Here is a 26487-nt window from a genome sequence, read left to right as displayed (position 1 = left end):
ATAACAGCTAAACTGTTGTTAAGCGCTTAAATATCACACTGCCTAACAATGTGTGTTATTTTATAAAAAAGATTAGGAGTAAACTGTATGAAAAATATTTTTATTGTAGCCGCACTTGCGTTTTTAACTGCTTGTACGCAAACCGCAGATTGGGATTACGACAAGTCAGCAAACTTTGCTAACTATAAAACGTTTGCGTGGGTAGAAAATGCAGATTTAACAAAAGACACCAATAATTATCAAATTAATGCGTTAATGGAAAAACGTGTACGCAGCGCAATAAGCAGTGAGCTTAATCAAAAAATGGGCATGAGCTTAGCCGATCCTGCTCAAGCAGACGTGCTGGTAAACTACCATGCATCGGTAGATAAAGAGCTAGACGTAAGTTCTTTTAATATTGGCTACGGCGCTCGTTGGAGCTCGTGGGGTTTAGGGTATCAAAACGATATATCTGCTCGTGAATACGAAGTAGGTACTTTAGTTATTGATATTATTGACCGTGAATCAAACCAGTTAGTATGGCGCGGCGCTGAAGATGGTCGATTAAAGAAAAACCAATCTCCTGAGCAACGTGAACTGTCGGTTAGAAAAACAGTCGCTAAAATTTTAAATAACTTCCCGCCACAAAAGTAGCGGCAGGTTTTAAAGCACATAAAAAGCTCACAATTTGTGAGCTTTTTTGTGGCTGATTATTTTTTATTAAATCTTTTGTTGTAGCCACAGAGCTTACTGATGAGAGAAACAGTTGCTCTTAGCATAATTGATATAGCAGACTTTAACTTTATTTCGATTTATATTTATGTAATAACTCAGGTGGGATATGACAATAGTCATCGGGAAAATTAGTTAACCGGTCTTGGTGCTCTGCATCGCTGGGAACATAATTGGTTAGCAACTGAACTTGTACCACTATTTTATCTGCATCAGCGCGTTGATTTATATAGTCGTTTGCAATTGTTAAGTGACATTGCTGTTTACTATAAATAGCACTACGGTATTTTAAACCAACATCGTTACCCTGCTTATTAACACTGTAAGGGTCAATAATCTCAAAAAAGTATTCAATCAGTTTATAGAGTGTCACGGCTGTTATATCAAAGGTTACTTTCACGCACTCGGCATAACCGTCGTATTCACCTTGTGTATTATTATTTGTGCCATTAGCTCGCCCAGCCTCAGTGGTAACAACGCCGGGTAAGTACTTAATAAACTCTTGTACCCCCCAAAGGCAGCCTCCGGCAAAGTAAATACTTTCTAGATGCGAATTTTCGCTTGTTTGTACTGTGCTCATAAAATCAATTACCCTACTTTACGAATGATTATCAAATGCAATTTTTTAAGATTAATATACAATACCAAGCCAAATTACAATTATTTGACTACTTTATCACGCCTTAACAGGCGTGTTTCGGATTTAATTGTTAGCACAATTACATATACAAAAATGAGAAAAACATGAATCGTGCCCCGCGCCTTATATTACCCGTATTATTACCTACATTGCTATGCAGTGTTACTAGCTTTGCCTACGCTGAAGTGCAAACTAAAAATGCCACTGCAATAGAGCAAATAACGGTTGAAGCCTCCCCTACTGCAAATAAAGAACCCGTGGGCACTTTCGACTCACCGGTTTCTAATTTAGAGTATGATCCGCGTGTTGATGTGCAATCGCGTAATATGGCCGAAGCACAAGCAGATGTAACCATTCGTGGTGGTATTTTCGAAAATACTGGTTTTAGGGTTGGCAGCGCCACTTTGTTCGATCCGCAGTCGGGACATTATTTTGCCGAAATTCCTATAGCGCCGCAAATGCTACGCGGCCCAGCTATATTCACCGCAGCAGATAATGCACTTTATGGCGTTAACAGTTCAGTTGGTACAGTATCATTTGCTTGGAAGCCAATTAGTACAGGTGGTAGCGTATCACTTGGGGTTGGTAGCAATGATTTTAATTTACAAAGCCTGCATGCGGGCGTGAATATACCATTAGATGGTATTACCGATTGGCAGCTGGGTGTGGAAGGCGAGTTTTCTCACTCACAAAGTGATGGCTCTATTGATTATGGCGATCATGACTTTACCCGCGCCTCAAGCCGTGTTCAATTAGTGGGGCCAGACTCACAAACCGATCTATTTTTTGGCTCTCAAGAAAAGTTTTTTGGTTGGCCAAATTTGTATACTCCTTTTGGGGTTAACGAAACTGAAGATCTTAAAACTCAGCTATTTATGCTCAACCATAAGCAAAACTATAGCGCCGAGAGCTCGTTTGAAGTATCTACATATTATCGTAAACACGAGGATCACTATGTGTATTCTCGTGAAAACCCAATGTCGTTCGAAGCGTTTCATCAAACCGACGTTAAATCACTAGCACTTTCAGGGCGCCATGCGCACAGCACGTCTTTTGCTCTCAATTATTCTGCGCAATTTATTAATGATTCGATTGAATCGACCACGCTTGAAAATAATTTTACCACACGTAATTATTATAAAGTAAGTGTGCTGCCAGAGTACCAAATGGCACTTGAGAGCGATCAACACCTTACTATTCGCCTTGGTGCGGCTTTTGACGATACCAATCGTGACGATTCTGAAATTTCACTTATTGGTGATATAACTTTAAATACACAAAATAGTGACGGCACTGAGCGCACTGTTTATTTATCGTATGCACAGGCAAGCCAAGTAGCAGGCTATACCGCAATTGGCGGCAGTGACACTGGCGGTTTGTTTAGAAGTAACTATAACCTTGAGCGCGAAAGTACTAAAAACCTTGAGCTGGGTTTATTATTAGAGCGACAAAGTTGGCGTTTTAATTCTGCTGTTTTTTATCGTCAAGATGATAACTTAACCGATTGGACTTATAGTTTTGATGCCACTTCTGCCCGCTTTGCCAATCCGGTAGATATTAATACCTCGGGGGTTGAGTTTCTTGCAACTAAGCATTTTGATAACGCAGAAATTATTGCCAGTTATAGCTTTTTAAAAAAATCAGAGAATTATGGCGCAGCCGATATAGATGCCAGCTTTTACGCATTAAACTACCCAGACCATAGGCTAACCCTTGCGGCTATTTGGAACCCAACAGATATTTTAGAGTTTCGTATAGATAACGAGTGGCGCAAACAACATGAAAATACGCTGCGCAGTGGCGATGATGATGCGTTATTTACTCATTTAACCTTAAAAATAATGCCGCCGCAGATTAAAAACTTATTTATTACATTGGCCGCAGATAACCTGTGGAATGAATCGTTTCAAGAGATCCCGGGCACTCCTGGACGGGGCGAGCAATATACGCTAAGCGCAACGTATAGTTGGTAGCGCACTACACAAGCAAGCTTATTATTTACCAGGTGGTTGTAGATGATAGGCTTGCTCAGGTCAACTCCTCAAGCTCAGTAATAAGCGCTAAAGCCTGCGCATTAGTTGTACCGCATACATCTAATGTGGCGCTAAAATCGCTGCATACTTTTGGCCGACTGGCGTCGCCAAATAACTTACATAAATTACGCTCATCTAGCTGAATACAGCGCTCTCCGGCCTTTTTACCGTTTGGCATTCCTGGTATGGGCGAGCTAATACTTGGCGCAATACAACATGCCCCACAGCCTAACCGACACGCCATAGGCTGTGTTTTCATAATAACCTCTGTTTAAATGCATTTGCTTATTAGTAATCTAGTTGATGCTACACACACGATATTAACGCTTAGCGTTTTGTAAAATTAAAGTCCAGCCTAGCTCACTAAAACATTGATTTTTTAACGGGCTAATATTTTAACACGAATTACGATAAATAATGGCGCTACTCATTTAATTAAAACTTTGCAGCAACCCGTTACATCAAACAATTAAGGCACATACTAATAACACAACACACTTAGTGACATAGCAGCGACTATGTTATTATATTGGCTAATTATTTCGTTAAAAACTTCATTATTATATTGCCCATGCCAAATATTGCTACTTGCTTTACGCCATTTTCAGCGCCTGTAAATCACATGGCGCTACCAGATAAATTTACTTTTCCTTTTTACTATGAGCCTAAAGCAATTGCTGTAGCAGCAACCGAGCAGTTGCAACAACAGCTCGAAACACAGTTAGAGTACTTGGCAAACCCAGCTAATAATGAAGAGTCGGGTAAAATGTTTGGCGTACTAGTGGTGCAAAATAATCAGCAACAGCTTGGTTATTTAGCCGCTTACTCGGGGCAACTTGAGGGCGTAAGCAGTAAAATTAACTTTGTACCTGCCGTGGCCGATATGCAGCTACACGATGCTGAGTATTTAGCACAAAGCAGCATTATTAATAATATTAACGCCCAAATTGAGCAGCTAGAAAATAGTGAGCAATTTAGCACTCTTAATAACGCATTTAACCAAGCCAATGCCACTTATCAGCAGCAGTTAGAAGCGCAGCAAGCGTTAATGCAAGTTAGCCGCCGAATGCGTAAACAACAACGCACTGATGCAAGCACTCAGTTATCCCCAACTGACTTTGAGCAGCTAAAAATTCAGTTAGCTGGGCAAAGTATTGTCGAAAAAAAGCAACTGCAAGCACTAAAGCAGCAATGGCAAAGTAAACTCGACACCCTGCAGCAAGCTCTAAATAATATTACTGATGAAATTGCACACTTAAAAAAACGTCGTAAAACACTTTCTAAAAGCTTACAAAAAAAGCTGTTTGCGCAATACCAATTTTTAAATGCTAATAACGAAACTAAAGATCTAAACGCTATTTTTGCACCCTTGCCTGAGCATACGCCACCAGCAGGCGCAGGAGATTGCGCCGCGCCTAAGTTATTGCAATATGCGTATCAACATAATTTAAAACCTTTAGCTTTAGCAGAATTTTGGTGGGGCGCTGCGCCTAAATCAGCTATTAGGCATCATAAACATTACTACCCGTCTTGTTATAGTAAATGCCAACCTATTTTAGGGCATATGCTCAAAGGCTTACATGTAGAAGAAAATCCATTATTGATCAACCCTGCTATTGGTAAAGATTTAACTATTATTTACCAAGATCACGATATATTAGTGATCAATAAACCTGCTGAATTTTTGTCCGTTCCTGGGGTTAATATTGAAGACTCGGTTTATTTGCGCATTAAAACACAATTTCCACACGCTACCGGCCCGCTCATTGTGCATCGCTTAGATATGTCAACGTCAGGGTTATTAATTATTGCACTCAATAAAAGAGCGCATAAAGCCCTGCAAAAACAGTTTATAGAGCGTACCATAGAAAAACGTTACGTTGCTTTAGTTGCCGGAAATGTAGTTCAAAACAGTGGTACAATTGATTTACCTCTGCGCTTAGATTTTGATGACAAACCGCGCCAATTAGTGTGTTATCAACACGGTAAAGCATCCCTTACTACTTGGCAGGTGTTAGAGCGAAAAGATAATATTACCCGCTTGCACCTTTACCCTAAAACGGGGCGTACGCACCAGCTAAGAGTACATTGCGCGCATAAGTTAGGCTTAAATATGCCCATAGTTGGTGATGATCACTACGGTGAAAAAGCCAATAGATTACATTTACATGCCGAGTACTTATCGTTTTGCCACCCGATTTATCATCAGCAGTTAGAGTTTGAAGTAGCGCCCGACTTTTAAAAATGGTCGAGCCTAGGCCCATTGACTTCTTATTGTTTAAATTTGCTCTCAGGGTGTTTTGTTTAAACGCCTTGGGAGAATACCTGCAGCGTAATTTCTTTCACCACAGGTGCTACCGATAAAACCAGTAACGCCGACATAGTATAATTAAAGTAGCGTCTATAACGTTCAGACTTTAATACTTGCTTTAATAATGTACCAAAAAACAACCATACTCCTGCACACGGAAAAGCAACCAACAAAAACGTCAGCGCTAATGTAAAACTTTGCCCGTAATAACCTGCGCCAACGGTTGTAAACGCCGCAATAGCACCAGTGGCTACAACCCATGCTTTACCATTTACCCACTGAAATAGTGCTCCTTTTATAAAAGTAAGCGGCTTGGTTTGACTGTTTGTTGAGTTTACACTGCCAGATTTAGCAATGAGCCATGCTAAATACAGCAAGTACAGTGTTCCTAAGCACTTAATAATTAAATGCAAATTAGGGAACAACGCAAATAATTGCCCAAAGCCTAAGCCTATCAGTAGTATCATTAAGGCAAAACCAATACAGATCCCCGTAAGTAAAGGTAGGCTTTTTCGCACGCCAAAATTTACCCCTGAGGTCATAAGCATGATGTTATTTGGCCCAGGAGTGACCGAAGCTGATACAGCAAAAAATACGGTTGCAACTAAATAATCCATAAGCACACCTTATTAAAAGTCCTTTATTTAAATTTAACTGCCCGACTTAATATTTACCACCTTAAGCTAAAGCCTTATATTTATACCCTACACTTAAAATTATCAAGCGTAAATAAATGGCTAGTCCAATACACTTTTATCAATAATACCTTTGGCAATTAACTGTTTTATAATTGTGCGGCATTTTTCACGGCACACATCGCGCAGTAAACGCACCGCGGGAGTAATTGACTGCCTGCTTGGGCAAATAAGCCATAACTCACCGCTAACATGTTGATAATTTGGCATCACCGTAACCACCCTATCGGCCAGTAAATCATCTGCTATATCGAGCGCTGACTTAACCGCCAGCCCCTTACCGGCAACGCACCAGCGTCTAACTAAATCGCCATCGTTAGAGGCACGCTTACCTTGCATTTTAACTTTAAACTTACTTTGCCCGTCGGTAAATTCCCAGCTGTTATTTATAATGTCTTGTAGTTGATAAAACATGCCCTGATGACGATTCAATTCGTCTGGGTGATTGGGGCTACCATGTGCTATTAAGTATTCTTTAGTGGCGCAAAGGAGCCGTGGTACGTTACAAATTTTAAAACCATACATATTAGTATCGCTTGGAGATCCATAACGCAGCGCTATATCGACCGAATCACGATAAAAATCAACGTTACTGTCGCTTATATGCGTTCTTAAACTGAGTTTAGGATAATTATCCATAAGCTCATCAATCCAGGGGATCACTAAATTACGCCCAAAATCTGATGACAGTGCAACGCGCAGCTCTCCCTCAATTTCATCATGTTCGCCTTTGAGGTTTTGTTTTGCTTGCTCTAGCACTGCAAGTGCTTGCTCACACTGAGGAATGTAACGCTCACCCGCTGCCGAAAGGCGTAAGTGGCGTGTTGTTCTTATAAACAGCTCACTGCCAAGGGCTAACTCTACACGTTTAATGGCAGCACTCGCGGTTGCGGTGCGCATATCGCATTTTGCTGCGGCTAAAGTAATGCTTCTAAATTCTGCAACTTTTAAAATAAGTTTAAGATCGTCTATCTGCATATTATCTATTTTTATTTGATAATGTTTCAATTATTATGCTGTTTATTTTTCACAAAGCAAAGCGTATATTAGCTGCCATTCGCACTAAGCACTTATTACTCTAACCAATCGTTAATTTTTATCTGTTAAGTATGATTGTTTTAAAGTTAAATTTACCCGGAGAAAACCATGACTCACCCTATTATTAGCGATTTAGAAAAACGCCACACGGCCAAACATTATGATGCAGCTAAACGTATTAGCGATCACGACCTTAACGTAATTTATGAAGCTATGCGTTTATCGCCTTCATCAATTAACTCGCAACCGTGGAAGTTTATTGTTATTGAGTCTGATCAAGCTAAGCAACGTTTTCATGACAGCTTTGCAAATATGTTTCAGTTTAATCAAAAGCACGCAAAAACAGCATCGCATATTGTGCTTTTTGCTCACAAAACTAACTATACCCGTGATGATTACGCACACGTTATAGACACAGATATTAAAAATGGTCGCACGCAAAGCGAAAACCGTGAACAAGCTTTTGGCGCGTTTGCGTTTGTAGATATGAATACCGATGAGCAAGGCAATAATGCAACTTGGACTAAAGCGCAAACTTACATTGCACTTGGTAATACCATGCACGCAGCAGCTCGTTTAGGCATTGACTCAACCCCAATGGAAGGCGTAGATGCGCAGTTACTTGGTGAAATTTTTGCGAAAGAATTAGATGGTTACGTATGTGATGTCGCATTAGCGCTGGGCTATCACGATAGCGCTGAGGACTATAATGCTAAGTTACCTAAATCGCGTTTAGACGCTGAGCAAGTAATTCAGGTTTTATAATCGCGTTTATCGCCCGTTTTTAATAATTTAAACCCCTGTTTAATTAAATTAAACAGGGGTTTTTTATTGCAGTTAACTTACTTTTTGTTGTGCAATTTGAATGTACTGCACTAAATCCTCTATCGATACCACTGGCATATTATGCTTATTTGCATAACCGCTCACCTCAGGTAAACGCGCCATTGAGCCATCGGGGTTAGTTAGCTCGCAAATAACGCCAAACGGCTTTAAACCCGCAAGTTGCATTAAATCTACAGATGCTTCGGTATGACCACGGCGTACCTGTACTCCACCCGTTTTAGCTTTTAAGCCAAATACATGCCCTGGGCGCGATAAATCCTCAGGTTTAGCATTGTCGGCTGTGGCGGCTTTAATCGTTGTAACTCTATCGGCTGCAGAAACGCCTGTAGTTACGCCCTCTTTGGCCTCAATGGTTATGGTGTAAGCGGTATTGTTTTGACTGGTGTTATGAGTAACCATTTGCGGTAGGTCGAGCTGTTTTATGCGCTCCTCCCCCATGCATAAACACACAATGCCGCTGCCTTCGCGGATCATCTCAGCCATTTGGGCGGTGGTTAAATGCTCGGCTGAAAATACAAAGTCACCTTCGTTTTCACGGTTTTCGTCATCAACAACCAATACGCCTTGGCCTTGCTGTAGTGCGGTAATGGCATTTTCGACGCGCGTTAACGGCTCGCCAAATTGAGTAAGTAGAGACTGAATCATCATTATATTCCTGATTAAAAATAAATAGATTCAGGACACTGAAAGGATCGATAAAATAAACTCTAAAAGCATTAAAGTATAAGTACCAACAATAACTTAAATTAAAAAACATAAATAGCACACAGCCAAAAGCCACGCACTATTAACGCTATATTTAAGCCATATTCTCTTTCATCCGGACTGTAACCGTCGGCTCTGGCATCTCACCAGATCTGCTGACCTTTGATATTATATAAAACAACAAAGCGCTCGCGGGCTTATTTAAACACTACAAATGTAATTAAAATAGTAATTAAACATACCGCCGGTGGGGAATTTCGCCCCGCCCTGAGAATGTACTTAAATAACGAATTATAAAAGCCAGCTTATTATACCCCTGTATCGGCACGTTATTCAAAGCCAATTAAGAGAGCGACGTATTTAATGATGCTTTTATTACTCTGCCTTCGTTTATATCGGCAATTAATGTGCAAGTAGCACCGTTAATTAAATTTAAGTTAGGTGCAATATGGCCTATATCTGCATCTATAATAACCGGAAACATACAGCCCCCAAGCGCTACATTTAATGCGTGGCGATAGTCAAATTCGGGGTTTTTGCCTTGTGTAATTTCACTGCGGCCGATAATTATGCCGTTAATGTCGTCAAATATACCGGCTAGTTTTAACGACAGTAAAAATCGCGCTACAGTAGTGGGGGTTAACTCTGAATTTTCTAAGTATAAAATTAGCCCTTCGGGCGCGCTGTGCTTTTTAAATTCATGCAGGTCTAAAAATGGTGAATCGAGTAATAAACCCACGGTATCTAGGCAGCCTCCAAATAAACGCCCCGACATTTCGATAGTACGCTGATCAAAGTAATTTAAGCATTGCCACTGAGTCGTCTCGGTATAATTAAATAAGGCTTCTGGGTGCTGTGCATAATCGGGGGCTACTTTTTGATAATGTGTTGATGGTGCCTGTGTAAACTCACTATTTGCTGCATAACTTAGGGTTTCAAATATTTGTAAGCAATACGGGCTTTTTTCGTTTGGGTGCAATTGCATTAAATTGGCACAATGCAGCGTTGCCCATTGGCATTTAGCAGTGAGTGCACAGGCCACAGTACTCACATCTGAAAACCCCACAAGCCATTTGGGTTTAGCCTGTTTAATAGCATTAAAATCAAGTTGCGGCAGTATTTCCATCGCAAGTTCGCCACCAAAGGGAGGCATAATTGCATCAATACTATCGTCAACTAAAAAGCCCATTAACTGCTCTGCATGGGCTTTGGTAGCTAATTCTGCTGTTGCTTCGCTGCGCCGTAAAAACGCCCCCTCAATTACTTCATAGCCACGCTGTTTTAAACCGTTTATTACACTCTCTAAACGAGCATGATATTTAGCCGCGATCCCTTCTGAAAGCGAACACACCGCAATTTTAGAACCTACTTTTAAAGGTGCCGGGTAAAGTATATTAGCCATTATTTATCCTTATTTGAGAGGACGTTAAACCGTATTGCTCCATATCAGCATAGATCAAATTGATGGCAGATGAATAACCTAAAGAAATTTTAGTTAAAAGTAATTGGTAGAGGGGGAAATGTGCAAGAATAAATTCAAACTAAGTTTTGCGCTAATTACTGAGTGTTAAGTGATTAGCGCAAAACATATAAACCTAAAACTTTTGATTTAACCAATTTCTAAAAAATAGTTAACTACGGTAAAGTAAATCCACATCCCCGATATATCAACAATTGATGCCAATACAGGGCTCACTAATACCGCGGGGTCTAGCTTAAGTGCCCGCGCTAAAATAGGTAATAACCCCCCTAGCGTAGTAGAAATAGTTACCTGAATAAACAATGCCACTGCGATGGCCATCGCAATTATATTTAAATCGAACCCACCGGCAGATTTAACATCGCTAAAAAATAAGATGCGAATAACCATTACGCCCGCCACCGCTAACGCAAGACACACTGCAATTTGGCTTTCTTTAAGAAACACAGCAAACCATTGTCTTTTTTTCAGCTCGCCTGTTGCTAACGCCCGTATTACCAAAGTAGCCGCTTGTGAGCCTGTGTTACCGCCCGCAGCCGCAATAACCGGCATGTACACTGCCAACAATACTAACTGGCTTAATGTGTCTTCGTATTGAGTAATAATTAACCCAGACACTATACCTAATAACGCTAATACTATGATCCAGCCAATACGCTGCTGCACATGCCCCAGTGCCGAGGTATTTAAATAACTTTGCGCTGTTTCAACTTCTGAGTGAATAAAACCCAACTGATGCGCATAGTGTCGAGCGAGTTTGTCGTAACCGTCTTTTTCTAAACGACTTATTAAGTCTTGTACATAAGTAATTGAACAGTGCTGTAAAATAGCAACCGCTTCTTCAACATCCATTATTGTTAATAAGTGCACTTGTTTATTATAGCTGTGCGCTAAAAACACTTTTCTAGCCGCCCCTATTTCTGCTTGAGAAAAGTGTGGGTTATTTTCTACGTAGTTTTTGCTCATTACCGTCATGGCGAATCTCCCGATTGGCTAATGCTAGGCTAATTGTATTTTATTTAAATTAATAACATGGCGTTCAAACAGTTAAAACTACTGCTTAGCTAATAGCCATTAATTAGGAGTAAAACACATTAGCATAAGGTAACGACCATCAAATAATGAAACTATATGACTGATTAAAATACCAGCGTACTAGTAACTATAATCAGCACTTTAATAAGGCTAATTTCATTATTTATATCTAGGTGTCTGAGAGAAGAAAAATAGGAAAGAATAAAATTACTCTACCGCTTAGGTAGATTTATAGAAGATAAATACCAATACGGGTTATTTTTCTGCCCTCAATCTAGAGGGATGGTCGGTATCGTTCATAAATATCTCCGAGTAAACTGCTTAATTTGCAGCCTGTATATGGTAACAAAGTAAAATTTTTAAGGCCAATTTATAAGGGCTGTTTTAACACTTTTAAACACTTTAAAACAAAAAAGCCAGTGTATTAATACACTGGCTTTTATTTATACGTAAAGTGAGTTATTAAATATACTCAACCTCGATGATTTCGTATTCAACGGTGCCTTTAGGGGTTTCAATGTTCACAGCATCATCTGCTTGCTTACCAATTAAACCTCGTGCGATCGGTGAATTAACCGAAATACGATTATCTTTAATACTTGCTTCGTCATCACCAACAATCTGGTATTTAACTTCAACATCAGTTTCAACGTTGACAATAGTAACTGTTGTACCAAAAATAACTTTGCCGGTATTAGGCATTTTAGTTACATCAATTATTTGTACATTTGAAAGCTTAGCTTCAATTTCTTGAATTCGGCCTTCACAAAAACCCTGTTGCTCACGCGCAGCGTGATACTCAGCATTCTCTTTTAAGTCACCATGCTCTCGTGCAACTGCAATATCGCTGACGATTTTAGGACGGGTAACTGTTTTTAATTCGGTAAGTTCTTTGCGCAGTAAATCTGCACCACGAACTGTCATCGGAATTGTTTGCATACTTTTTCTCACTTAATCCCAAGGCCGCAATTTAACGGCCTTGGCACATTTCCTTAGTTCAATCGCAGGTGTAGTTCTTGAACTGACGTCACCTTCCCACGGTCATCTGCTTGGTTTGCTGTACAGTTTGCAAACGCCGCATTTAAGGTCGTAGTATAGTTGGTTTTGTGCTGTAAAGCACCACGACGTAACACCTTCGAATCTTCAATCGCTTGGCGACCTTCTGTGGTATTAACAATATAGCTATACTCGCCACTTTTGATTCTATCAAGAATGTGCGGGCGCCCTTCAAATACTTTATTTACACGGCGAACCGCAATGTCAGCATTTTCAAGTGCAGCAGCTGTACCACCTGTTGCATCTATTTCAAAACCAAGGTCTGTCATGATTTTAGCTAGTTCAACAATACGTGGCTTATCGCTATCACGCACGGATAATAGCGCGCGACCACCGCGTGGTAAAGTATTGCTTGCACCTAATTGTGCTTTTGCAAACGCTTCGGCGAAAGTATCACCAACACCCATCACTTCACCGGTTGAACGCATCTCAGGGCCACGGATTGGATCCACACCTTGAAACTTAGCAAATGGTAAAACAACTTCTTTTACGCTGTAATATGGAGGAATAACTTCTTTAGTTATACCTTGGCTTGCCAAAGACTGACCCGCCATACAACGTGCAGCTACTTTTGCAAGTGCAACACCGGTTGCTTTTGATACAAACGGTACAGTTCGTGCAGCACGTGGGTTAACTTCAATTAAATACACTAAGCCATCTTTAACAGCAAACTGAGTATTCATTAAACCAACCACACCAAGCTCAAGTGCCATATCAGTAACTTGCTTGCGCATTACATCTTGTACTTCTTGCGATAGCGTATGAGCAGGTAATGAACACGCTGAGTCACCTGAGTGAACACCCGCTTGCTCTATGTGCTCCATGATGCCGCCAATAATTACTTGCTCGCCGTCGCAAATTGCGTCAACGTCAACTTCAATCGCGTTATCTAAAAAGCGGTCTAATAATACTGGTGCTTCGTTTGAGGCTTGTACTGCTTCGGTCATGTAGCGACGTAAGTCTTGCTCGTCGTATACAATTTCCATGGCGCGACCACCTAGTACATACGATGGACGTACTACTAATGGAAAGCCAATTTCAACTGATTTTAAAATTGCTTCTTCAGTTGATGTTACCGTAGCGTTTTCTGGTTGCAGTAGATTTAAACGCTCAACTAATTGTTGAAAACGTTCGCGGTCTTCTGCACGGTCGATTGCATCTGGCGATGTACCAATCACAGGCACGCCATTCGCTTCAAGTTCACGCGCTAATTTAAGCGGTGTTTGACCACCGTACTGCACAATGACACCCACTGGCTTTTCAACACGTACAATTTCTAGCACGTCTTCAAGGGTAATTGGTTCAAAGTATAAACGATCTGAGGTGTCGTAATCGGTAGATACCGTTTCAGGGTTACAGTTAACCATAATGGTTTCATAACCATCTTCACGCAGTGCAAGCGAGGCGTGTACACAACAGTAATCAAACTCAATGCCTTGACCAATACGGTTAGGACCGCCACCAATCACCATGATTTTGTCACGGGTTGTTGGATTAGCTTCGCACTCTTCATCGTAAGTTGAGTACATGTAGGCTGTGTCTGAGCTAAACTCTGCAGCACAGGTATCAACACGCTTGTATACTGGTAATATATTGAGCAAATGACGCTTTTTACGAATTTCAGCTTCTGATACGCCAGCAATTTCTGCAATACGTGGGTCAGCAAAGCCTTTACGCTTTAACTTGCGTAGGAAGTCGGCATTTAAACCAGCCATGCCTACGTCGCTAATTTTTGCTTCGTCTTTTAAAATGTCTTCTATTTGTACTAAGAACCAGCGGTTAACTTTTGTTAGCTCGTAAACATCCTCAACGCTCATACCATGGCGCATTGCATCGGCAATATACCAAATACGCTCTGCACCTGGCTCGCGTAGTTCACGAATGATAATTTCTTTTGCTTTAGGGTCGTCAAGCGCCACAATTGGGTTAAAACCAGTTGCACCCACTTCAAGGCCACGTAATGCTTTTTGTAATGACTCTTGTTGGTTACGACCAATCGCCATTACTTCGCCTACTGATTTCATTTGCGTGGTTAAACGGTCGTTCGCACCGGCAAATTTTTCAAAGTTAAAGCGAGGTATTTTTGTAACTACATAGTCAATTGCCGGCTCAAACGACGCTGGTGTTTTACCGCCAGTAATATCATTTTGTAGCTCGTCAAGTGTGTAGCCTACAGCTAATTTTGCAGCAATTTTAGCAATTGGGAAACCCGTTGCTTTTGACGCTAATGCTGATGAGCGTGATACGCGTGGGTTCATCTCAATGATAACCATACGGCCATCTGCAGGATTAATACCAAACTGTACGTTAGAGCCACCGGTTTCAACACCAATTTCACGTAATACCGCCATAGAGGCGTTACGCATAATTTGGTATTCTTTGTCGGTTAATGTTTGCGCTGGTGCAACTGTGATCGAATCACCCGTGTGCACACCCATAGGGTCAAAGTTTTCAATGGTACAAACAATAATACAGTTGTCGTTTTTATCACGTACAACTTCTGTTTCGTATTCTTTCCAACCAATCAGTGATTCATCAATTAGCAATTCGTTCGTTGGCGATAAGTCTAAGCCACGCTCACAAATTTCTTCAAACTCTTCTAAGTTATACGCTACACCACCACCGGTGCCGCCCATAGTAAAAGAAGGCCTGATAATACACGGTAAGCCAATGCGAGTAATGATGTCTCTTGCTTCATCCATTGAATGAGCAATTTCAGCACGTGGGCATTCTAAACCAATGTTTTTCATTGCTGTATCGAAACGTTCGCGGTTTTCTGCTTTGTCGATTGCATCTGCTGTTGCGCCAATTAACTCAACGCCGTGCTTAGCCAATACGCCGTGCTTGTCTAATTCAAGCGCACAGTTTAATGCTGTTTGCCCACCCATAGTCGGTAGGATTGCATCTGGCTTTTCTTTTTCGATAATTTTTTCTACAACTTCCCAGTGAATTGGTTCGATGTACGTCGCATCTGCCATATCAGGGTCAGTCATAATTGTTGCTGGGTTTGAGTTAACTAATATAACTCGATAGCCTTCTTCTCTCAGTGCTTTACACGCTTGTGCACCAGAGTAGTCAAATTCACAAGCCTGACCAATAACAATTGGGCCTGCGCCTAAGATAAGAATGCTTTTTATGTCGGTACGTTTTGGCATTATTACTCCGGTTAAATTAGTGTTTACGCGCTTGCATCAAATCGATGAAGTGATCAAATAATGGGGCGGCATCGTGCGGGCCTGGGCTTGCTTCAGGGTGACCTTGGAAGCTAAACGCTGGCTTATCTGTACGATGAATACCTTGCAAAGTACCGTCAAATAACGATGTGTGCGTAGCACGCAGGTTATCAGGTAGCGTAGTTTCATCGGCAGCAAAACCATGGTTTTGTGCGGTGATCATCACTACATCACGTTCTAAATCTTTAACTGGGTGGTTGGCACCATGATGGCCAAACTTCATTTTGACTGTTTTAGCACCTGAGGCAAGCGCTAATAATTGATGGCCTAAACAAATACCAAAAATAGGGATTTCGGTTTCTAAAAGGGTTTTAATTGCATCAATGGCATAAGTACACGGTGCTGGATCGCCCGGGCCATTAGATAAAAAGATACCATCAGGGTTTAATGCTAGTACGTCAGCGGCAGAGGTTTGCGCTGGTACTACAGTCAATTTACAACCACGATCTACAAGCATACGTAAAATATTACGCTTAACACCGAAGTCGTAGGCAACAACATGAAACTTTTCATCAGCCGCGTTTAAGGTTTTAAAACCTTCGCCTAATGTCCAGCTTGATTCGCGCCACTCAAACATTTCCTTGGTTGAGACTACTTTTGCTAAATCCATACCTTTTAAGCCTGGGAAGGCTTGCGCGGCTTGAAGCGCTTTGTTTTCGTCTAATTCGTCACCGGCTATAATACACCCGTTTTGAGCGCCTTTATCACGCAAAATACGCGTTAGTTTTCTGGTGTCGATGTCCGCAATACCTAAAATATTACGTTGTTTTAAGTAATCATCTAACGATTGCTCGCTACGAAAATTACTTGCTAGCAGTGGCAAATCACGGATCACTAGGCCTTTGGCCCATATTTGATTCGCTTCTTCGTCTTCGCTATTAGTACCCGTATTACCTATATGTGGGTACGTCAAAGTTACGATTTGTTCCGCGTATGATGGGTCAGTCAAAATTTCTTGATAACCAGTCATAGACGTATTGAATACTACTTCACCTACTGACATGCCGTCAGCGCCGATTGCAGTACCGCGAAACACTGTGCCGTCTTCTAGGACTAACAGAGCGGATTTAGTCAAATTAACCTCCTAACAGTAAAAAACGAGGCTAAGCAAAATGCTTAACGCCCCGCCAATACCCAGGCGATTGTTAAAGCGAGTTTTTGTGGATAAAGTTATTTTATAAACAGTGTTAAATGACGCCGATAACGAGCTTTAAACCTTAATCATTTTTTCTTGCCTTAAAACGACTTTATTCCCACTGAACCCTGCTTTTTTCAAGCCACTTGGGTATAATTGGAAACACGCGATTATTAATTTTTGGCAAATTGGCTACATTTTACATTAAGTTTTCTTTTAGATCTAACGCTATTTAGTAAATTATAATAAATAACTGCTTGTACCTTTATTCAGACCCAAACAGCTGAAAGAACAAGTTAACTACTTCAAATCTAGCACATCTTGCATATCATAAAGTCCTGCGGGTTTATTTATTAACCAGCCTGCAGCTCTTATAGCACCTAATGCAAAGGTCATTCTTGAGCTTGCTTTATGGGTTAATTCGAGTCTTTCGCCCATTGTTGCGAAGTATGCGGTGTGTTCACCTACTATGTCGCCGCCTCTGAGCACCGAGTAACCAATTTCATTTTGCGACTTAGCCTGCTCAACTTTGCTGCGGTCGTATACGGCAACTTTGTCGTGATCCCAGCCTTTTGCATCTGCAATGGCTTCGCCAATGGCCAGCGCAGTACCCGACGGCGCATCTATTTTATGGCGATGATGCGCTTCAAAAATTTCAATATCCATATCATCGCCAAACTTTGTAGCTGCTGTTTGCACTAAATTAAGTAATACATTTACCCCCACACTATAATTGCGCGCAAATACAATAGGAATATGGTTTGCAGCCTCGTGTAGCAATGTCATATCGGCTTCGTTTAGCCCGGTGGTACCAATTACCATAGGGACACCTTGCTTAACCGCTGTTTGTAAATGTGTGCGCATGCCGGCTGGCAAAGTAAAATCAATTAATACATCAACATTCGTAATATTAGCTTCATCGCTAAAGGTTACTGTTTTATCTGCAGCACTGTTGAGTTGATTAACATTAATGCCTAATAACGGTGAACTACTGCGTACATAAGCGGCTGCAAGTTCACTATGCTCTTTTGTACTTGCTGCTTCTAATAAGGCTGAGCCCATTCTGCCGTTGGCACCAAAAACACCGATTTTATTTTTTGTCATTACCTTACCTAATATTTTAATTTGCAGCACCTTGTGGCTCGCGCGAAGATACTATTGGTCAATTAACACTATTTACTAGGCTAGATATTACCTAAATAGCATGTAATAGTCAGGTCACACTTTTAATTTAAGTAATAATACCAGTTTACTTTAGCCGTCTATACATTTAAACTTCTTTTCAGCGTCGATTTGGTCTTTGGCTTGCGGGCGCAGTGGTCTCCTAGTTTAAGTACAGTGGAGGATTCGCTAAACACAGCTAAAAGAGGAGTTTTTGGCTGTGATCTTTTTTCAATAATACGAGGAATATGATGCAGCCATCATTTAACAAAAATAAAGCAATACTTTCTTTGCTTCCCCTACTTACCTTTGTAGCGATATTTTTAGGCTCAGGCTTATATTTACAATCACAAGGGGTTGATTACGCTTTTTATCAATTACCTGCACCTGTTGCTATTTTACCCGCCATTATTCTGGCTTTCATTTTAAATAAAACCTCAATAAACCAAAGCGTCGAAACCTTTATTAAAGGCGTAGGTAATAACAACATAATTACCATGTGTTTAATTTACTTATTAGCGGGTGCGTTTTCTGCTGTTGCCGGTGCCACAGGTGGCGTTGATGCGGTTGTTAACGCTGGTTTGTCAATTATTCCACCTTCTTTATTGCTCCCTGGATTATTTTTAATTGCCGCCGTAATTTCCACCGCCATGGGTACTTCAATGGGAACTATTGGTGCCATTGGCCCTATAGCGTATGCAGTGTCGGTTAAAACCGGCATAGATCCAGCACTCATGGCCGGTACTATAGTATCGGGCGCGATGTTTGGTGATAACTTATCGATTATTTCAGATACCACTATTGCGGCCACCCGTACTCAGGGCTGTGAAATGAAAGATAAGTTTAAAGAAAACCTTAAAATAGCTATTCCGGCCGCCATTGTCACAATTGCGTTGTTGTTATATTTAACACCCGCTGCACAAGTTGTTGAAACCAAAGATTACGACATTTTATTAGTGTTGCCTTATGCCTTTATTTTAGTGCTTGCGGTAATGGGCTTTAACGTATTTGTAGTTTTGCTTAGCGGTATTGTTTTTGCTGCACTTATGGGCTTTACTGGTAGCTATGAAGGCGCCAGCTTTGTAAAAGATATTTATAAAGGCTTTACCGACATGCAAGAAATATTTTTGCTGTCGATGTTTATAGGTGGTCTTTCTGAGTTTATTCGCCTTAATGGTGGCCTGGATTACATAGCGCAAAAAATCCAAGCAATTACTAAAGTGATTGCTAAGTGGCATCGAAAAGTGGCTGACCAACTCGGTATAGCGGCGTTAGTAATGGCCAGCAATATGTGTATTGCTAATAATACCGTGTCTATTATTGTTACCGGCCCAATTGCTAAAAAACTTGCTGATGATGGTAATATTACTGGTAAACGCTCGGCTAGTTTGCTCGATATATTTGCCTGCGTAACGCAAGGGACACTGCCTTATGGCGCGCAAGCATTGCTACTTGGAGCTACATTTAAAATTAGCCCATGGGAAGTATCAACTTCTTCTTATTACTGTTTTATATTAGCTTTTAGTGCTATTGCGGTTATTTGTCTGCGCAGAAATAAAGCATAAATTAACGTTACTGTGTTGTAGCTTAGTGATTAAGCTACAACACAGTAATATAATAATTAACAAACCACTCCCCTTTGCTTATAATAGCGCTCCCGCGTGTTACACTAATTAGTATTATGAAACTAAAAAAATTACTTCCCGCTTTATGTTTAAGCACTTGCGCTTTATCTACCTCTGCTATTGCTGCTAACTGGAGCAGTACTGCTCTACACATTAATTATGGCGAGCAAACAAATCCATTCACAGAGCAAGAGTCAGATACCGCTGTGTATTCAATTCAGCACGCATCTGGTTATGATTACGGCGATAATTTTTTCTTTATTGATTACAGTAAAGACGACCTTGAAGACGGTTTTCAAGACCGTGATTTTTATGGCGAATGGTATTCAACCGTTAGCCTATCAGCTATTACCGGCCAACAGATTGGTTCAGGCGCGTTAATTGATGTTGGTTTAACCGCCGGTATTAACGTAGCAGGAGACGCCAAGGTAATGAAATATTTACCGGGTGTTAAATTAAGCTGGGATGTACCTGGTTTTAACTTTTTTCAGACATTGGTAACTGCCTACATTGATGACAGTGAAGGCGTAGCAAAAGGTGGTGCACCTATAGAAACTAATAGCTGGATGTTTGATGTTGCGTTTGATTACCCTTTTATGATCGGCACGCAAAAGTTTAATGTAAAGGGCCATGTTGAGTACATTGCTGAGCGTGAAAATGAATTTGGTCAAGATGTGCGTGCGTGGTTTTTAGCGCAGCCTATTATTACCTGGGATTTAGGCCATGCCCTTGAAATGAAAGAAAACACTCTGTTGCTAGGGATGGAATGGCAATATTGGCATAACAAATTTGGCACTAATGTTACAGAATCGGTACCACAACTTCATGTTGAGTGGACTTTTTAAGCTTTAACTAGGGTCTTATATGGACTCCCTAATAGCTCTTTACTCAATAAATAAAGATTAGCACTGAATATAAAAACCCTGTAAGTAAATTACTTACAGGGTTTTTATTTGTAGTTAAACTAAATTACAGCTTACATTGTGGGTTTTTACCCTGTGCTCTTGCTGTTTTTTGCTCACCTAAAGCTTGGCTCATTTGTGCTTGCAAGTCTTTAATTCGGCTTGCTGGTGCTGGGTGAGTTGATAAAAACTCAGGTGTTGCGCCACCACCCGCTTTACTCATATTTTGCCATAAAGTAACTGACTCTTTTGGATCAAAACCAGCTTGCGCCATTAAATCCAAGCCGATTTCGTCAGCTTCTGATTCGTGCGAACGACTAAACGGTAATACAACACCGTATTGTGCACCCAAGCCCAAACCCTGCATAATTTCGTTACGATACCCAACATTACCCATTTCAAGAGCTGCACCGCCAATTTGCATGCCGGTTTGTAGCATTGAGCTTTGCGATACACGCTCGTTCGAATGCTCTGCAATTACATGCCCCACTTCATGGCCAAGCACTGTAGCCACTTGGTCTTGGTTAGTAGCCACTTTTAGCAGCCCCGTATGCACACCAATGTAACCGCCTGGCAATGCAAACGCATTCGCTGAGTCGTCTTCAAATACCACTACTTCCCATTTTTGCGAAGCGTACTGCTTAGGTAAAACAGCCACTACTTGCTCGGCAATACAATTTACATACGCGTTAGTTTGTGGGTTTTTATTGATTGGCTGATTTTTTTTCATCTCAGCAAAACTGGCTGTGCCCATTTCACTCATTTGTTGATCAGAATAAAGCGCAATTTGGGTGCGCCCTGTTGGTGATGTTTTACAGCCAGCCAGCACTGCAGTAGCTAATATAGCTATCACGAGTTTTTTCATTATATTCCCTCAAATCATATTTTTTGTTAGCGCTAGAATAGCAAATACCACCGCAGTTTAAAATAATTGCTTTTTAGCAAGTAACAATAAAATTTTGTTGTTTATTTAACCTGAACTCTGGTTAAGAGATTTACTAACGTATTGAATCATAGTTATATTTAATTTTATTTTCTCTAGCCAGAGATTTTCAGTGAAAATAAGGCAAATTTACGCGTCAATAGCTGGCCTATTGCAAGTAAATTCAACGCAGTTAGCGCTGAAAATAGCTGCTCGAGATAGGTTTATTATCCGGATCTCAGGTTATTTACCCATTACAATTAACTTAGCAGGCAAACTAAGTTTATCCAATCAGCATGCCCTGTTACACTATACATCCTGTTTAGTAATGATTGAGTTTATACATGCCTGCATCGGCTTCGTCTTTTAACACCCGTATTTTATTGCCTTTACTAGCTAGTATTGTGGCAATTACGCCTTTAGCTATTGATATGTATTTACCGGCAATGTTAGTTATTGCGGACGACTTACAAACCAGTATGCCTAACGTACAAATATCGTTAAGTATTTATTTAGCGGGCTATGCATTAGGGATGTTATTTTTTGGCCCTATTGCCGATCAAATTGGTCGCCGTAAATTGGCTAAAATTGGCTTAACTTTATTTGGTATAACGTCATTAGCACTTGCCTTTACTACCGATATATATGCATTTTGGGTCTTGCGTACCGTACAGGCATTTACCGGTGCAGCGGCAACCGTGGTAGTTCCTGGGATAATTAGGCATATTTACCAAAAAAACACCGCCAAAGGTATGTCTTATGTATCGATGATTATGATGGTAGCGCCATTACTTGCACCTTCAATTGGTTCGCTTATTTTAGGGTTTTCTGTTTGGTCTACCATCTTTTTAATTTTAGCGGCCTACAGCTTTATTATTTTAGCTTTTGTGCATGTGTATTTAATCGACATTCCTATTTTTAAAAATGACCTTAAAGGGCTGCCATTATTTTTTAATAGTTATAAAATAATACTGAGTAACAAAGATGCACGTGCCGACATTTTAAGCTCTATGTTTGTATCGTTTGGATTTTTTTGTTTTTTAACCTCAGTACCGTTTGTATATTTAGACTTATTTAAAGTATCAGAGCAGTTATTTGGCATTTTGTTTGCATTTAACGTTATAGCACTCATGTTTGGGAATTTTTTAAATACTCGTATTGTGCCGCGAATTGGCTCTCGTAAAATGCTCTACTACGGATTAATATTTGGCTTACTTTCGGGCGCTGCGTTACTTACTTTTAGTATTATGCAGCTGTCGCTTTACTTTATTGTTGGTGCTATTGCACCACTTATGATGAGCTTAGGCATAATAGCCAGTAATGCTGACTCACTTATTTTAATGAAGTTTGAAGCAAATACAGGCACAGCAACCGCAGTTATTGGTACGTTACGCTTTGGTAGCGGTGCTTTGGTCGGCCCCCTATTAGCTATACTACATGCTAAAAGTGCCGTGCCTTTTTCAAGCTTGATGTTTGGTGCTGTAATACTAACTGTTTTAGTGCAATTGGTTCACTATTTAAATAGCAAAAAAAATGCCTCAAATTGAGGCATTTTTTAAATCATTAATAACAACTTAAGCGTCAGCTGCTTTAGATACCATAACCATAGCTGGGCGCAATAAACGTCCGTTTAAGGTGTAGCCTTTTTGCATTACCGCTAATACTGTATTTGGCGATACATCGTTGCTTGGCTGAATTGACATAGCTTGATGAAACTCTGGATTAAACTGCTCACCCTGTGGGTTAACAATTTCAACGCCAAATTTTGCAACAGCATCGTTAAAGCTTTTTACCGTCATGCTAATACCTTCTAGCACAGGTTTTAGCGTTTCGTTTTCTTTATCAGAAAACTCAATTGCGCGCTCTAAGTTATCAATAACCGGGAGTAATTCGTTAGCAAACTTCTCTAGTGCAAATTTATGTGCTTTTTCTACATCTTGTGCTGCACGACGACGCATGTTTTCAACATCAGCAGCGGCGCGAACTACACCGTCTTTTTGATCTGCTATTGTTTGCTTTGCTACTTCAAGCTCTGCATATAACATTGCAATTTCGGCTTCAGGGCTTTGCTCTTGCTCTGCGTGTTCTTCTGCTGCTTGTACAGCGGCTTCAACATCAGCTTCCATTTTTGCTAGGTCTTCGTTTAGTTCTACTTCTTGTTCTGGGTTTTGTCTCTGCTCAGACATAAATATGTGCTCCAATTCTTTACAACTGCGGTAATTATGGGGATTGAATTAAAAGATTCAAGAGTTAGATGTCTCAATTAATTTAAATTCTTGGATTATTTTTTCGATTGGCGCTGATTTTGGACAAATTACACAAAAACGACTCTGATATTCTTGATTTTGAAAGTACGGCAAGCTAATCACAATCAATTCGTTACACTCTGAAAAAGGTAGGTTTTCAGTATTAAGTACCGACACCCCATTTTTAAATACTAGCTTGTCTTCGACAAAATTTAAAAAAGACACCCCAATGTTTAGGCTTTGCTCGCAATCTATTTGTTTATACAAATAGTTTTCACCAACCACAATACTATTATCAGAGCCAAGCTTTTGGCTTAGTTCACGCGTCCATTGGTTTAGTGAATCATGACAGTTACGCGGTGCAGTATTAGCCATTGCCTGCATACGGTACAAGCCTTCTATTAAGGTTTGTTGGCTAAATACCGTATTTAACCACGTGGCAAACTGATAACGCACAGTATCACTTGCATCATCGGGCTTATTAATACAAATGTTATGACTTTGCCCTGCTCTGTCTATTAATAAGATTAACCAATCCGTGGAATCAAAATCGAGCACTTCCACTCTAAATACTTGTTGCGAGCGTACCTGTGGCAAACCAACACAACAACACACCTGATAACGCTGACTTAAACCATGCGCTAATTCAACTAATTGTGTTTGCGCAGGTTGCCAGTAATTAGCTATGTCGGCGAGTGCAAAAAATTCCTCAAACCAATAATCAAATCCGTAGTCTGTTGGCACGCGCCCCGCTGATGTGTGGGGTGAGTAGAGCAAGCCCACTTTCTCTAAACGTGCCATGGCATTACGTACTGTAGCTGAGCAAACTGCCATACCTTTTAGCTTGGCAATTTTTGTTGATGGCACAGGTAAACCTTCACCATTACAATACGTGCTCATTACAGCCGCAAAAATTTGTTGATCTCGTGGGTTTAGTTTCATGGTTACTGCATCTTGTCTCATGTGCTTTATATCGGGGCAGAGCTTCTTAATTTCAAGTGATTAGCTACACGGCACGTAAATTAATGAGCTGCAAGATTAATTCATTGCAGTATTGCTAACGATCTGTATTTTCAAACACTTCTGTTTTAGGTTACTCTACAAATATTAAAACTTGCTGTGTATTTATTATGGATTCTCCTTTTCGCACTATCGGCCTTATTGGTAAACCAAATCATCCAGATGCGGCGGCAACCTTGCAGCGCCTGCATACATTTTTACTTGCGCTTGGTTTTACAGTTATTGTAGAAAAACGCACAGGAAGCCAACTTATTGATATACCAAAAAATAAGTTAGTTAAACTGGTCGACTTAGGTGAACAAGCTGATTTAGCCATTGTAGTAGGTGGCGATGGCAATATGCTTGGCGCAGCGCGTGTATTAGCACGCTTTAATATAGCCGTTATAGGTGTAAACCGAGGCAATCTTGGGTTTTTAACCGATTTAAACCCCGAAGGTTTCGAAGCCAGTTTAGAGCAGGTACTCAGCGGTGAGTATGTTGAAGAAAAGCGCTTCTTACTCGAAGTAGAAGTGTATCGTCATAACGAACTTAAAAGTGCAAACTCGGCTGTAAACGAAGCCGTTTTACATGCCGACAAAGTAGCGCATATGATTGAGTTTGAAGCCTTTATAAATAACGACTTTGTGTTTTCTCAGCGCTCTGATGGACTTATTGTATCTACCCCTACCGGCTCAACTGCTTATTCACTATCGGGGGGCGGCCCTATTCTTACTCCTGAGCTTAACGCAATAGCACTAGTGCCTATGTTTCCACATACTTTATCGAGCCGACCTCTGGTAGTTGATGCCGATAACGAAGTACGCTTAAAACTAAGCCTTGAGAACACCGATAGTTTGCAAGTTAGCTGCGACAGCCATGTGGTACTCGCCGTTTTACCTGGTGATGAGGTGGTCATTAAAAAAGCCGATAAAAAGCTGCGCCTTATTCATCCTAAAAATTACTCTTATTACAACGTATTACGCCAAAAGCTCAATTGGGGCAGTCGTTTATACTAATTTTATTGCTAAGTATCGTGCTTTAGAGCAAAATATATTTTTTATAAAATAGCTAACCAAATCAGGATTGTGCGGCAATGACTTATATTGTTTTTTTTGCTTTATTATTATTAATTACATTATTAGCTAGTTATTTAATTGTTGAAAATAACCGTAAAAAAGCAATCGAAGCGAAAAAAAAGCTTTTTAATGCTCGAGTATCACAAGTTAATACTCGCTTAAAGCTAAAGCTCAATGAGTTACTTGACGCTAAGCTTATCCGACCCAAATACCTGCCACGTATACAAGCCATTGTAAGCAATTTTTTTGTGGTGCAAGCTCACACGGATGAAAACCTAAACCAGTTAGAAAGTACTGCCGATTTACTTATTAATATACTGTCGAACGAGTTAATTAAAACTTATCAAAGCAATGTTTCTCAAAATTTAGTCGATAATATCCAGTACTTTGTAGCGGAACTTCCCTTGCAAGGTATTTTATATAACAAGACTTTTTATCAAACTATTTTACCCGCCCTTATTGTTAATATTAAAACAGAAGACATAGAACAACTCGCTGATAATATTAATAATGCTGACGAAACAAGCGAAACTAATAGCCATTCTAAAATTATTCAAGATGAAGAAATTGCGTAAGTCATAAAAATTTAATTTGCAAAAAACCAAAACACTGTATAAATTAACAGTCAATTGACTGGA

Annotated in this window: 23 protein-coding genes and 1 riboswitch; of the genes, 9 read left to right on the top strand and 14 right to left on the bottom strand. The window is 40.3% G+C overall.

Annotated features, from left to right (window positions below; all coding sequences use genetic code 11):
* Nucleotides 1–87: 87 nt before the first annotated feature.
* On the top strand, nucleotides 88–633 hold the full coding sequence (locus tag AAEY55_RS11320; protein WP_011327927.1) for a DUF4136 domain-containing protein: 546 nt from the start codon (nucleotides 88–90) through the stop codon (nucleotides 631–633).
* 148 nt (nucleotides 634–781) lie between these two features.
* On the opposite strand, the gene AAEY55_RS11315 is transcribed toward AAEY55_RS11320, so the two are convergent.
* Nucleotides 782–1291: a peptide-methionine (S)-S-oxide reductase gene (locus tag AAEY55_RS11315; protein ID WP_086993420.1), complete on the bottom strand. Its 510-nt coding sequence runs from the start codon at nucleotides 1289–1291 to the stop codon at nucleotides 782–784.
* A gap of 164 nt (nucleotides 1292–1455) precedes the next feature.
* Between AAEY55_RS11315 and AAEY55_RS11310 the strand changes: the two genes are divergently transcribed.
* Complete coding sequence (locus tag AAEY55_RS11310) at nucleotides 1456–3324, top strand: TonB-dependent receptor domain-containing protein (RefSeq protein ID WP_350551314.1); 1869 nt, start codon at nucleotides 1456–1458, stop codon at nucleotides 3322–3324.
* A gap of 55 nt (nucleotides 3325–3379) precedes the next feature.
* Here AAEY55_RS11310 and AAEY55_RS11305 read toward each other — a convergent pair whose 3' ends face one another.
* Complete coding sequence (locus AAEY55_RS11305) at nucleotides 3380–3643, bottom strand: YkgJ family cysteine cluster protein (protein ID WP_011327924.1); 264 nt, start codon at nucleotides 3641–3643, stop codon at nucleotides 3380–3382.
* A gap of 312 nt (nucleotides 3644–3955) precedes the next feature.
* On the opposite strand from AAEY55_RS11305, the gene AAEY55_RS11300 reads away from it, so the two are divergent.
* Nucleotides 3956–5626, top strand: a complete 1671-nt coding sequence (locus AAEY55_RS11300; RefSeq protein ID WP_350551310.1) for a pseudouridine synthase — start codon at nucleotides 3956–3958, stop codon at nucleotides 5624–5626.
* Nucleotides 5627–5688: 62 nt separating this feature from the next.
* Here AAEY55_RS11300 and AAEY55_RS11295 read toward each other — a convergent pair whose 3' ends face one another.
* Both AAEY55_RS11295 and AAEY55_RS11290 read right to left on the bottom strand, forming a co-directional pair.
* The gene (locus AAEY55_RS11295; RefSeq protein ID WP_011327920.1) at nucleotides 5689–6312 is read right to left on the bottom strand and encodes a LysE family translocator; all 624 of its coding nucleotides are present in this window, start codon (nucleotides 6310–6312) and stop codon (nucleotides 5689–5691) included.
* 120 nt (nucleotides 6313–6432) lie between these two features.
* Nucleotides 6433–7368: a LysR family transcriptional regulator gene (locus AAEY55_RS11290; protein ID WP_179806694.1), complete on the bottom strand. Its 936-nt coding sequence runs from the start codon at nucleotides 7366–7368 to the stop codon at nucleotides 6433–6435.
* Between the two features lie 168 nt (nucleotides 7369–7536).
* Between AAEY55_RS11290 and AAEY55_RS11285 the strand changes: the two genes are divergently transcribed.
* Nucleotides 7537–8193: a nitroreductase family protein gene (locus AAEY55_RS11285; protein WP_086993412.1), complete on the top strand. Its 657-nt coding sequence runs from the start codon at nucleotides 7537–7539 to the stop codon at nucleotides 8191–8193.
* Nucleotides 8194–8265: 72 nt separating this feature from the next.
* On the opposite strand, the gene ribB is transcribed toward AAEY55_RS11285, so the two are convergent.
* The 7 genes from ribB to dapB all read right to left on the bottom strand — a co-directional run bounded on the left by ribB (nucleotide 8266) and on the right by dapB (nucleotide 18022).
* Entirely contained in the window at nucleotides 8266–8919 is a 654-nt protein-coding gene (gene ribB, locus AAEY55_RS11280; RefSeq protein WP_179806779.1) for a 3,4-dihydroxy-2-butanone-4-phosphate synthase, read from the bottom strand.
* Between the two features lie 159 nt (nucleotides 8920–9078).
* Nucleotides 9079–9258, bottom strand: a riboswitch (FMN riboswitch).
* A gap of 64 nt (nucleotides 9259–9322) precedes the next feature.
* Nucleotides 9323–10381: a S66 peptidase family protein gene (locus AAEY55_RS11275; RefSeq protein WP_089368110.1), complete on the bottom strand. Its 1059-nt coding sequence runs from the start codon at nucleotides 10379–10381 to the stop codon at nucleotides 9323–9325.
* Between the two features lie 207 nt (nucleotides 10382–10588).
* Nucleotides 10589–11434 carry a magnesium transporter gene (locus tag AAEY55_RS11270; protein WP_011327914.1) on the bottom strand — a complete coding sequence of 282 codons (846 nt, stop codon included), beginning with the start codon at nucleotides 11432–11434 and terminating at the stop codon, nucleotides 10589–10591.
* A 522-nt stretch (nucleotides 11435–11956) separates the two neighbouring features.
* Nucleotides 11957–12433, bottom strand: coding sequence for a transcription elongation factor GreA (gene greA / locus AAEY55_RS11265; RefSeq protein WP_011327913.1), 477 nt, complete (start codon nucleotides 12431–12433; stop codon nucleotides 11957–11959).
* 53 nt (nucleotides 12434–12486) lie between these two features.
* The gene (gene carB / locus AAEY55_RS11260; protein ID WP_179806695.1) at nucleotides 12487–15705 is read right to left on the bottom strand and encodes a carbamoyl-phosphate synthase large subunit; all 3219 of its coding nucleotides are present in this window, start codon (nucleotides 15703–15705) and stop codon (nucleotides 12487–12489) included.
* Nucleotides 15706–15721: 16 nt separating this feature from the next.
* Nucleotides 15722–16858, bottom strand: a complete 1137-nt coding sequence (gene carA, locus AAEY55_RS11255) for a glutamine-hydrolyzing carbamoyl-phosphate synthase small subunit (RefSeq protein ID WP_041454397.1) — start codon at nucleotides 16856–16858, stop codon at nucleotides 15722–15724.
* 360 nt (nucleotides 16859–17218) lie between these two features.
* A complete protein-coding gene (dapB, locus tag AAEY55_RS11250; RefSeq protein WP_011327910.1) occupies nucleotides 17219–18022 on the bottom strand; it encodes a 4-hydroxy-tetrahydrodipicolinate reductase in 804 nt (267 codons plus the stop codon).
* Nucleotides 18023–18330: 308 nt separating this feature from the next.
* Here dapB and AAEY55_RS11245 point away from each other — a divergent pair, with 308 nt between their 5' ends.
* Complete coding sequence (locus AAEY55_RS11245) at nucleotides 18331–19644, top strand: Na+/H+ antiporter NhaC family protein (protein WP_011327909.1); 1314 nt, start codon at nucleotides 18331–18333, stop codon at nucleotides 19642–19644.
* Nucleotides 19645–19760: 116 nt separating this feature from the next.
* Complete coding sequence (locus AAEY55_RS11240; protein ID WP_086993405.1) at nucleotides 19761–20549, top strand: nucleoside-binding protein; 789 nt, start codon at nucleotides 19761–19763, stop codon at nucleotides 20547–20549.
* Between the two features lie 124 nt (nucleotides 20550–20673).
* On the opposite strand, the gene AAEY55_RS11235 is transcribed toward AAEY55_RS11240, so the two are convergent.
* The gene (locus AAEY55_RS11235) at nucleotides 20674–21471 is read right to left on the bottom strand and encodes a M48 family metallopeptidase (protein ID WP_011327907.1); all 798 of its coding nucleotides are present in this window, start codon (nucleotides 21469–21471) and stop codon (nucleotides 20674–20676) included.
* Between the two features lie 401 nt (nucleotides 21472–21872).
* On the opposite strand from AAEY55_RS11235, the gene AAEY55_RS11230 reads away from it, so the two are divergent.
* Nucleotides 21873–23075, top strand: coding sequence for a Bcr/CflA family efflux MFS transporter (locus AAEY55_RS11230; RefSeq protein ID WP_089368106.1), 1203 nt, complete (start codon nucleotides 21873–21875; stop codon nucleotides 23073–23075).
* A 27-nt stretch (nucleotides 23076–23102) separates the two neighbouring features.
* Here the strand turns inward: AAEY55_RS11230 and grpE are convergent, their stop codons facing one another.
* Both grpE and AAEY55_RS11220 read right to left on the bottom strand, forming a co-directional pair.
* Nucleotides 23103–23714, bottom strand: coding sequence for a nucleotide exchange factor GrpE (grpE, locus tag AAEY55_RS11225; RefSeq protein ID WP_011327905.1), 612 nt, complete (start codon nucleotides 23712–23714; stop codon nucleotides 23103–23105).
* Nucleotides 23715–23771: 57 nt separating this feature from the next.
* Nucleotides 23772–24737, bottom strand: a complete 966-nt coding sequence (locus tag AAEY55_RS11220; RefSeq protein ID WP_041454395.1) for an HrcA family transcriptional regulator — start codon at nucleotides 24735–24737, stop codon at nucleotides 23772–23774.
* Nucleotides 24738–24904: 167 nt separating this feature from the next.
* Between AAEY55_RS11220 and nadK the strand changes: the two genes are divergently transcribed.
* Nucleotides 24905–25789, top strand: a complete 885-nt coding sequence (nadK, locus tag AAEY55_RS11215) for an NAD(+) kinase (protein WP_086993357.1) — start codon at nucleotides 24905–24907, stop codon at nucleotides 25787–25789.
* Between the two features lie 77 nt (nucleotides 25790–25866).
* Entirely contained in the window at nucleotides 25867–26424 is a 558-nt protein-coding gene (locus tag AAEY55_RS11210) for a hypothetical protein (RefSeq protein ID WP_089368105.1), read from the top strand.
* Nucleotides 26425–26487 lie beyond the last annotated feature (63 nt).

Origin of the sequence: Pseudoalteromonas sp. 120-MNA-CIBAN-0494, from assembly GCF_040308885.1 — a bacterium.
GTDB classification, from domain to species: Bacteria; Pseudomonadota; Gammaproteobacteria; order Enterobacterales; family Alteromonadaceae; genus Pseudoalteromonas; species Pseudoalteromonas nigrifaciens.
This window is presented reverse-complemented; position numbering and strand designations above follow the sequence as displayed.

Excerpts from the sequence above, each read along its gene's own strand:
- AAEY55_RS11220 (WP_041454395.1), bottom strand. The coding sequence starts at position 24,737 with ATGAGACAAGATGCAGTAACCATGAAACTAAACCCACGAGATCAACAA.
- AAEY55_RS11320 (WP_011327927.1), top strand. The coding sequence starts at position 88 with ATGAAAAATATTTTTATTGTAGCCGCACTTGCGTTTTTAACTGCTTGT.
- ribB (WP_179806779.1), bottom strand. The coding sequence starts at position 8,919 with ATGATTCAGTCTCTACTTACTCAATTTGGCGAGCCGTTAACGCGCGTC.
- AAEY55_RS11310 (WP_350551314.1), top strand. The coding sequence starts at position 1,456 with ATGAATCGTGCCCCGCGCCTTATATTACCCGTATTATTACCTACATTG.
- AAEY55_RS11295 (WP_011327920.1), bottom strand. The coding sequence starts at position 6,312 with ATGGATTATTTAGTTGCAACCGTATTTTTTGCTGTATCAGCTTCGGTC.
- AAEY55_RS11270 (WP_011327914.1), bottom strand. The coding sequence starts at position 11,434 with ATGACGGTAATGAGCAAAAACTACGTAGAAAATAACCCACACTTTTCT.
- nadK (WP_086993357.1), top strand. The coding sequence starts at position 24,905 with ATGGATTCTCCTTTTCGCACTATCGGCCTTATTGGTAAACCAAATCAT.
- greA (WP_011327913.1), bottom strand. The coding sequence starts at position 12,433 with ATGCAAACAATTCCGATGACAGTTCGTGGTGCAGATTTACTGCGCAAA.
- AAEY55_RS11240 (WP_086993405.1), top strand. The coding sequence starts at position 19,761 with ATGAAACTAAAAAAATTACTTCCCGCTTTATGTTTAAGCACTTGCGCT.
- carB (WP_179806695.1), bottom strand. The coding sequence starts at position 15,705 with ATGCCAAAACGTACCGACATAAAAAGCATTCTTATCTTAGGCGCAGGC.
- AAEY55_RS11275 (WP_089368110.1), bottom strand. The coding sequence starts at position 10,381 with ATGGCTAATATACTTTACCCGGCACCTTTAAAAGTAGGTTCTAAAATT.
- AAEY55_RS11285 (WP_086993412.1), top strand. The coding sequence starts at position 7,537 with ATGACTCACCCTATTATTAGCGATTTAGAAAAACGCCACACGGCCAAA.
- grpE (WP_011327905.1), bottom strand. The coding sequence starts at position 23,714 with ATGTCTGAGCAGAGACAAAACCCAGAACAAGAAGTAGAACTAAACGAA.
- AAEY55_RS11245 (WP_011327909.1), top strand. The coding sequence starts at position 18,331 with ATGCAGCCATCATTTAACAAAAATAAAGCAATACTTTCTTTGCTTCCC.
- dapB (WP_011327910.1), bottom strand. The coding sequence starts at position 18,022 with ATGACAAAAAATAAAATCGGTGTTTTTGGTGCCAACGGCAGAATGGGC.
- AAEY55_RS11305 (WP_011327924.1), bottom strand. The coding sequence starts at position 3,643 with ATGAAAACACAGCCTATGGCGTGTCGGTTAGGCTGTGGGGCATGTTGT.
- AAEY55_RS11210 (WP_089368105.1), top strand. The coding sequence starts at position 25,867 with ATGACTTATATTGTTTTTTTTGCTTTATTATTATTAATTACATTATTA.
- AAEY55_RS11300 (WP_350551310.1), top strand. The coding sequence starts at position 3,956 with ATGCCAAATATTGCTACTTGCTTTACGCCATTTTCAGCGCCTGTAAAT.
- AAEY55_RS11290 (WP_179806694.1), bottom strand. The coding sequence starts at position 7,368 with ATGCAGATAGACGATCTTAAACTTATTTTAAAAGTTGCAGAATTTAGA.
- AAEY55_RS11315 (WP_086993420.1), bottom strand. The coding sequence starts at position 1,291 with ATGAGCACAGTACAAACAAGCGAAAATTCGCATCTAGAAAGTATTTAC.
- AAEY55_RS11230 (WP_089368106.1), top strand. The coding sequence starts at position 21,873 with ATGCCTGCATCGGCTTCGTCTTTTAACACCCGTATTTTATTGCCTTTA.
- AAEY55_RS11235 (WP_011327907.1), bottom strand. The coding sequence starts at position 21,471 with ATGAAAAAACTCGTGATAGCTATATTAGCTACTGCAGTGCTGGCTGGC.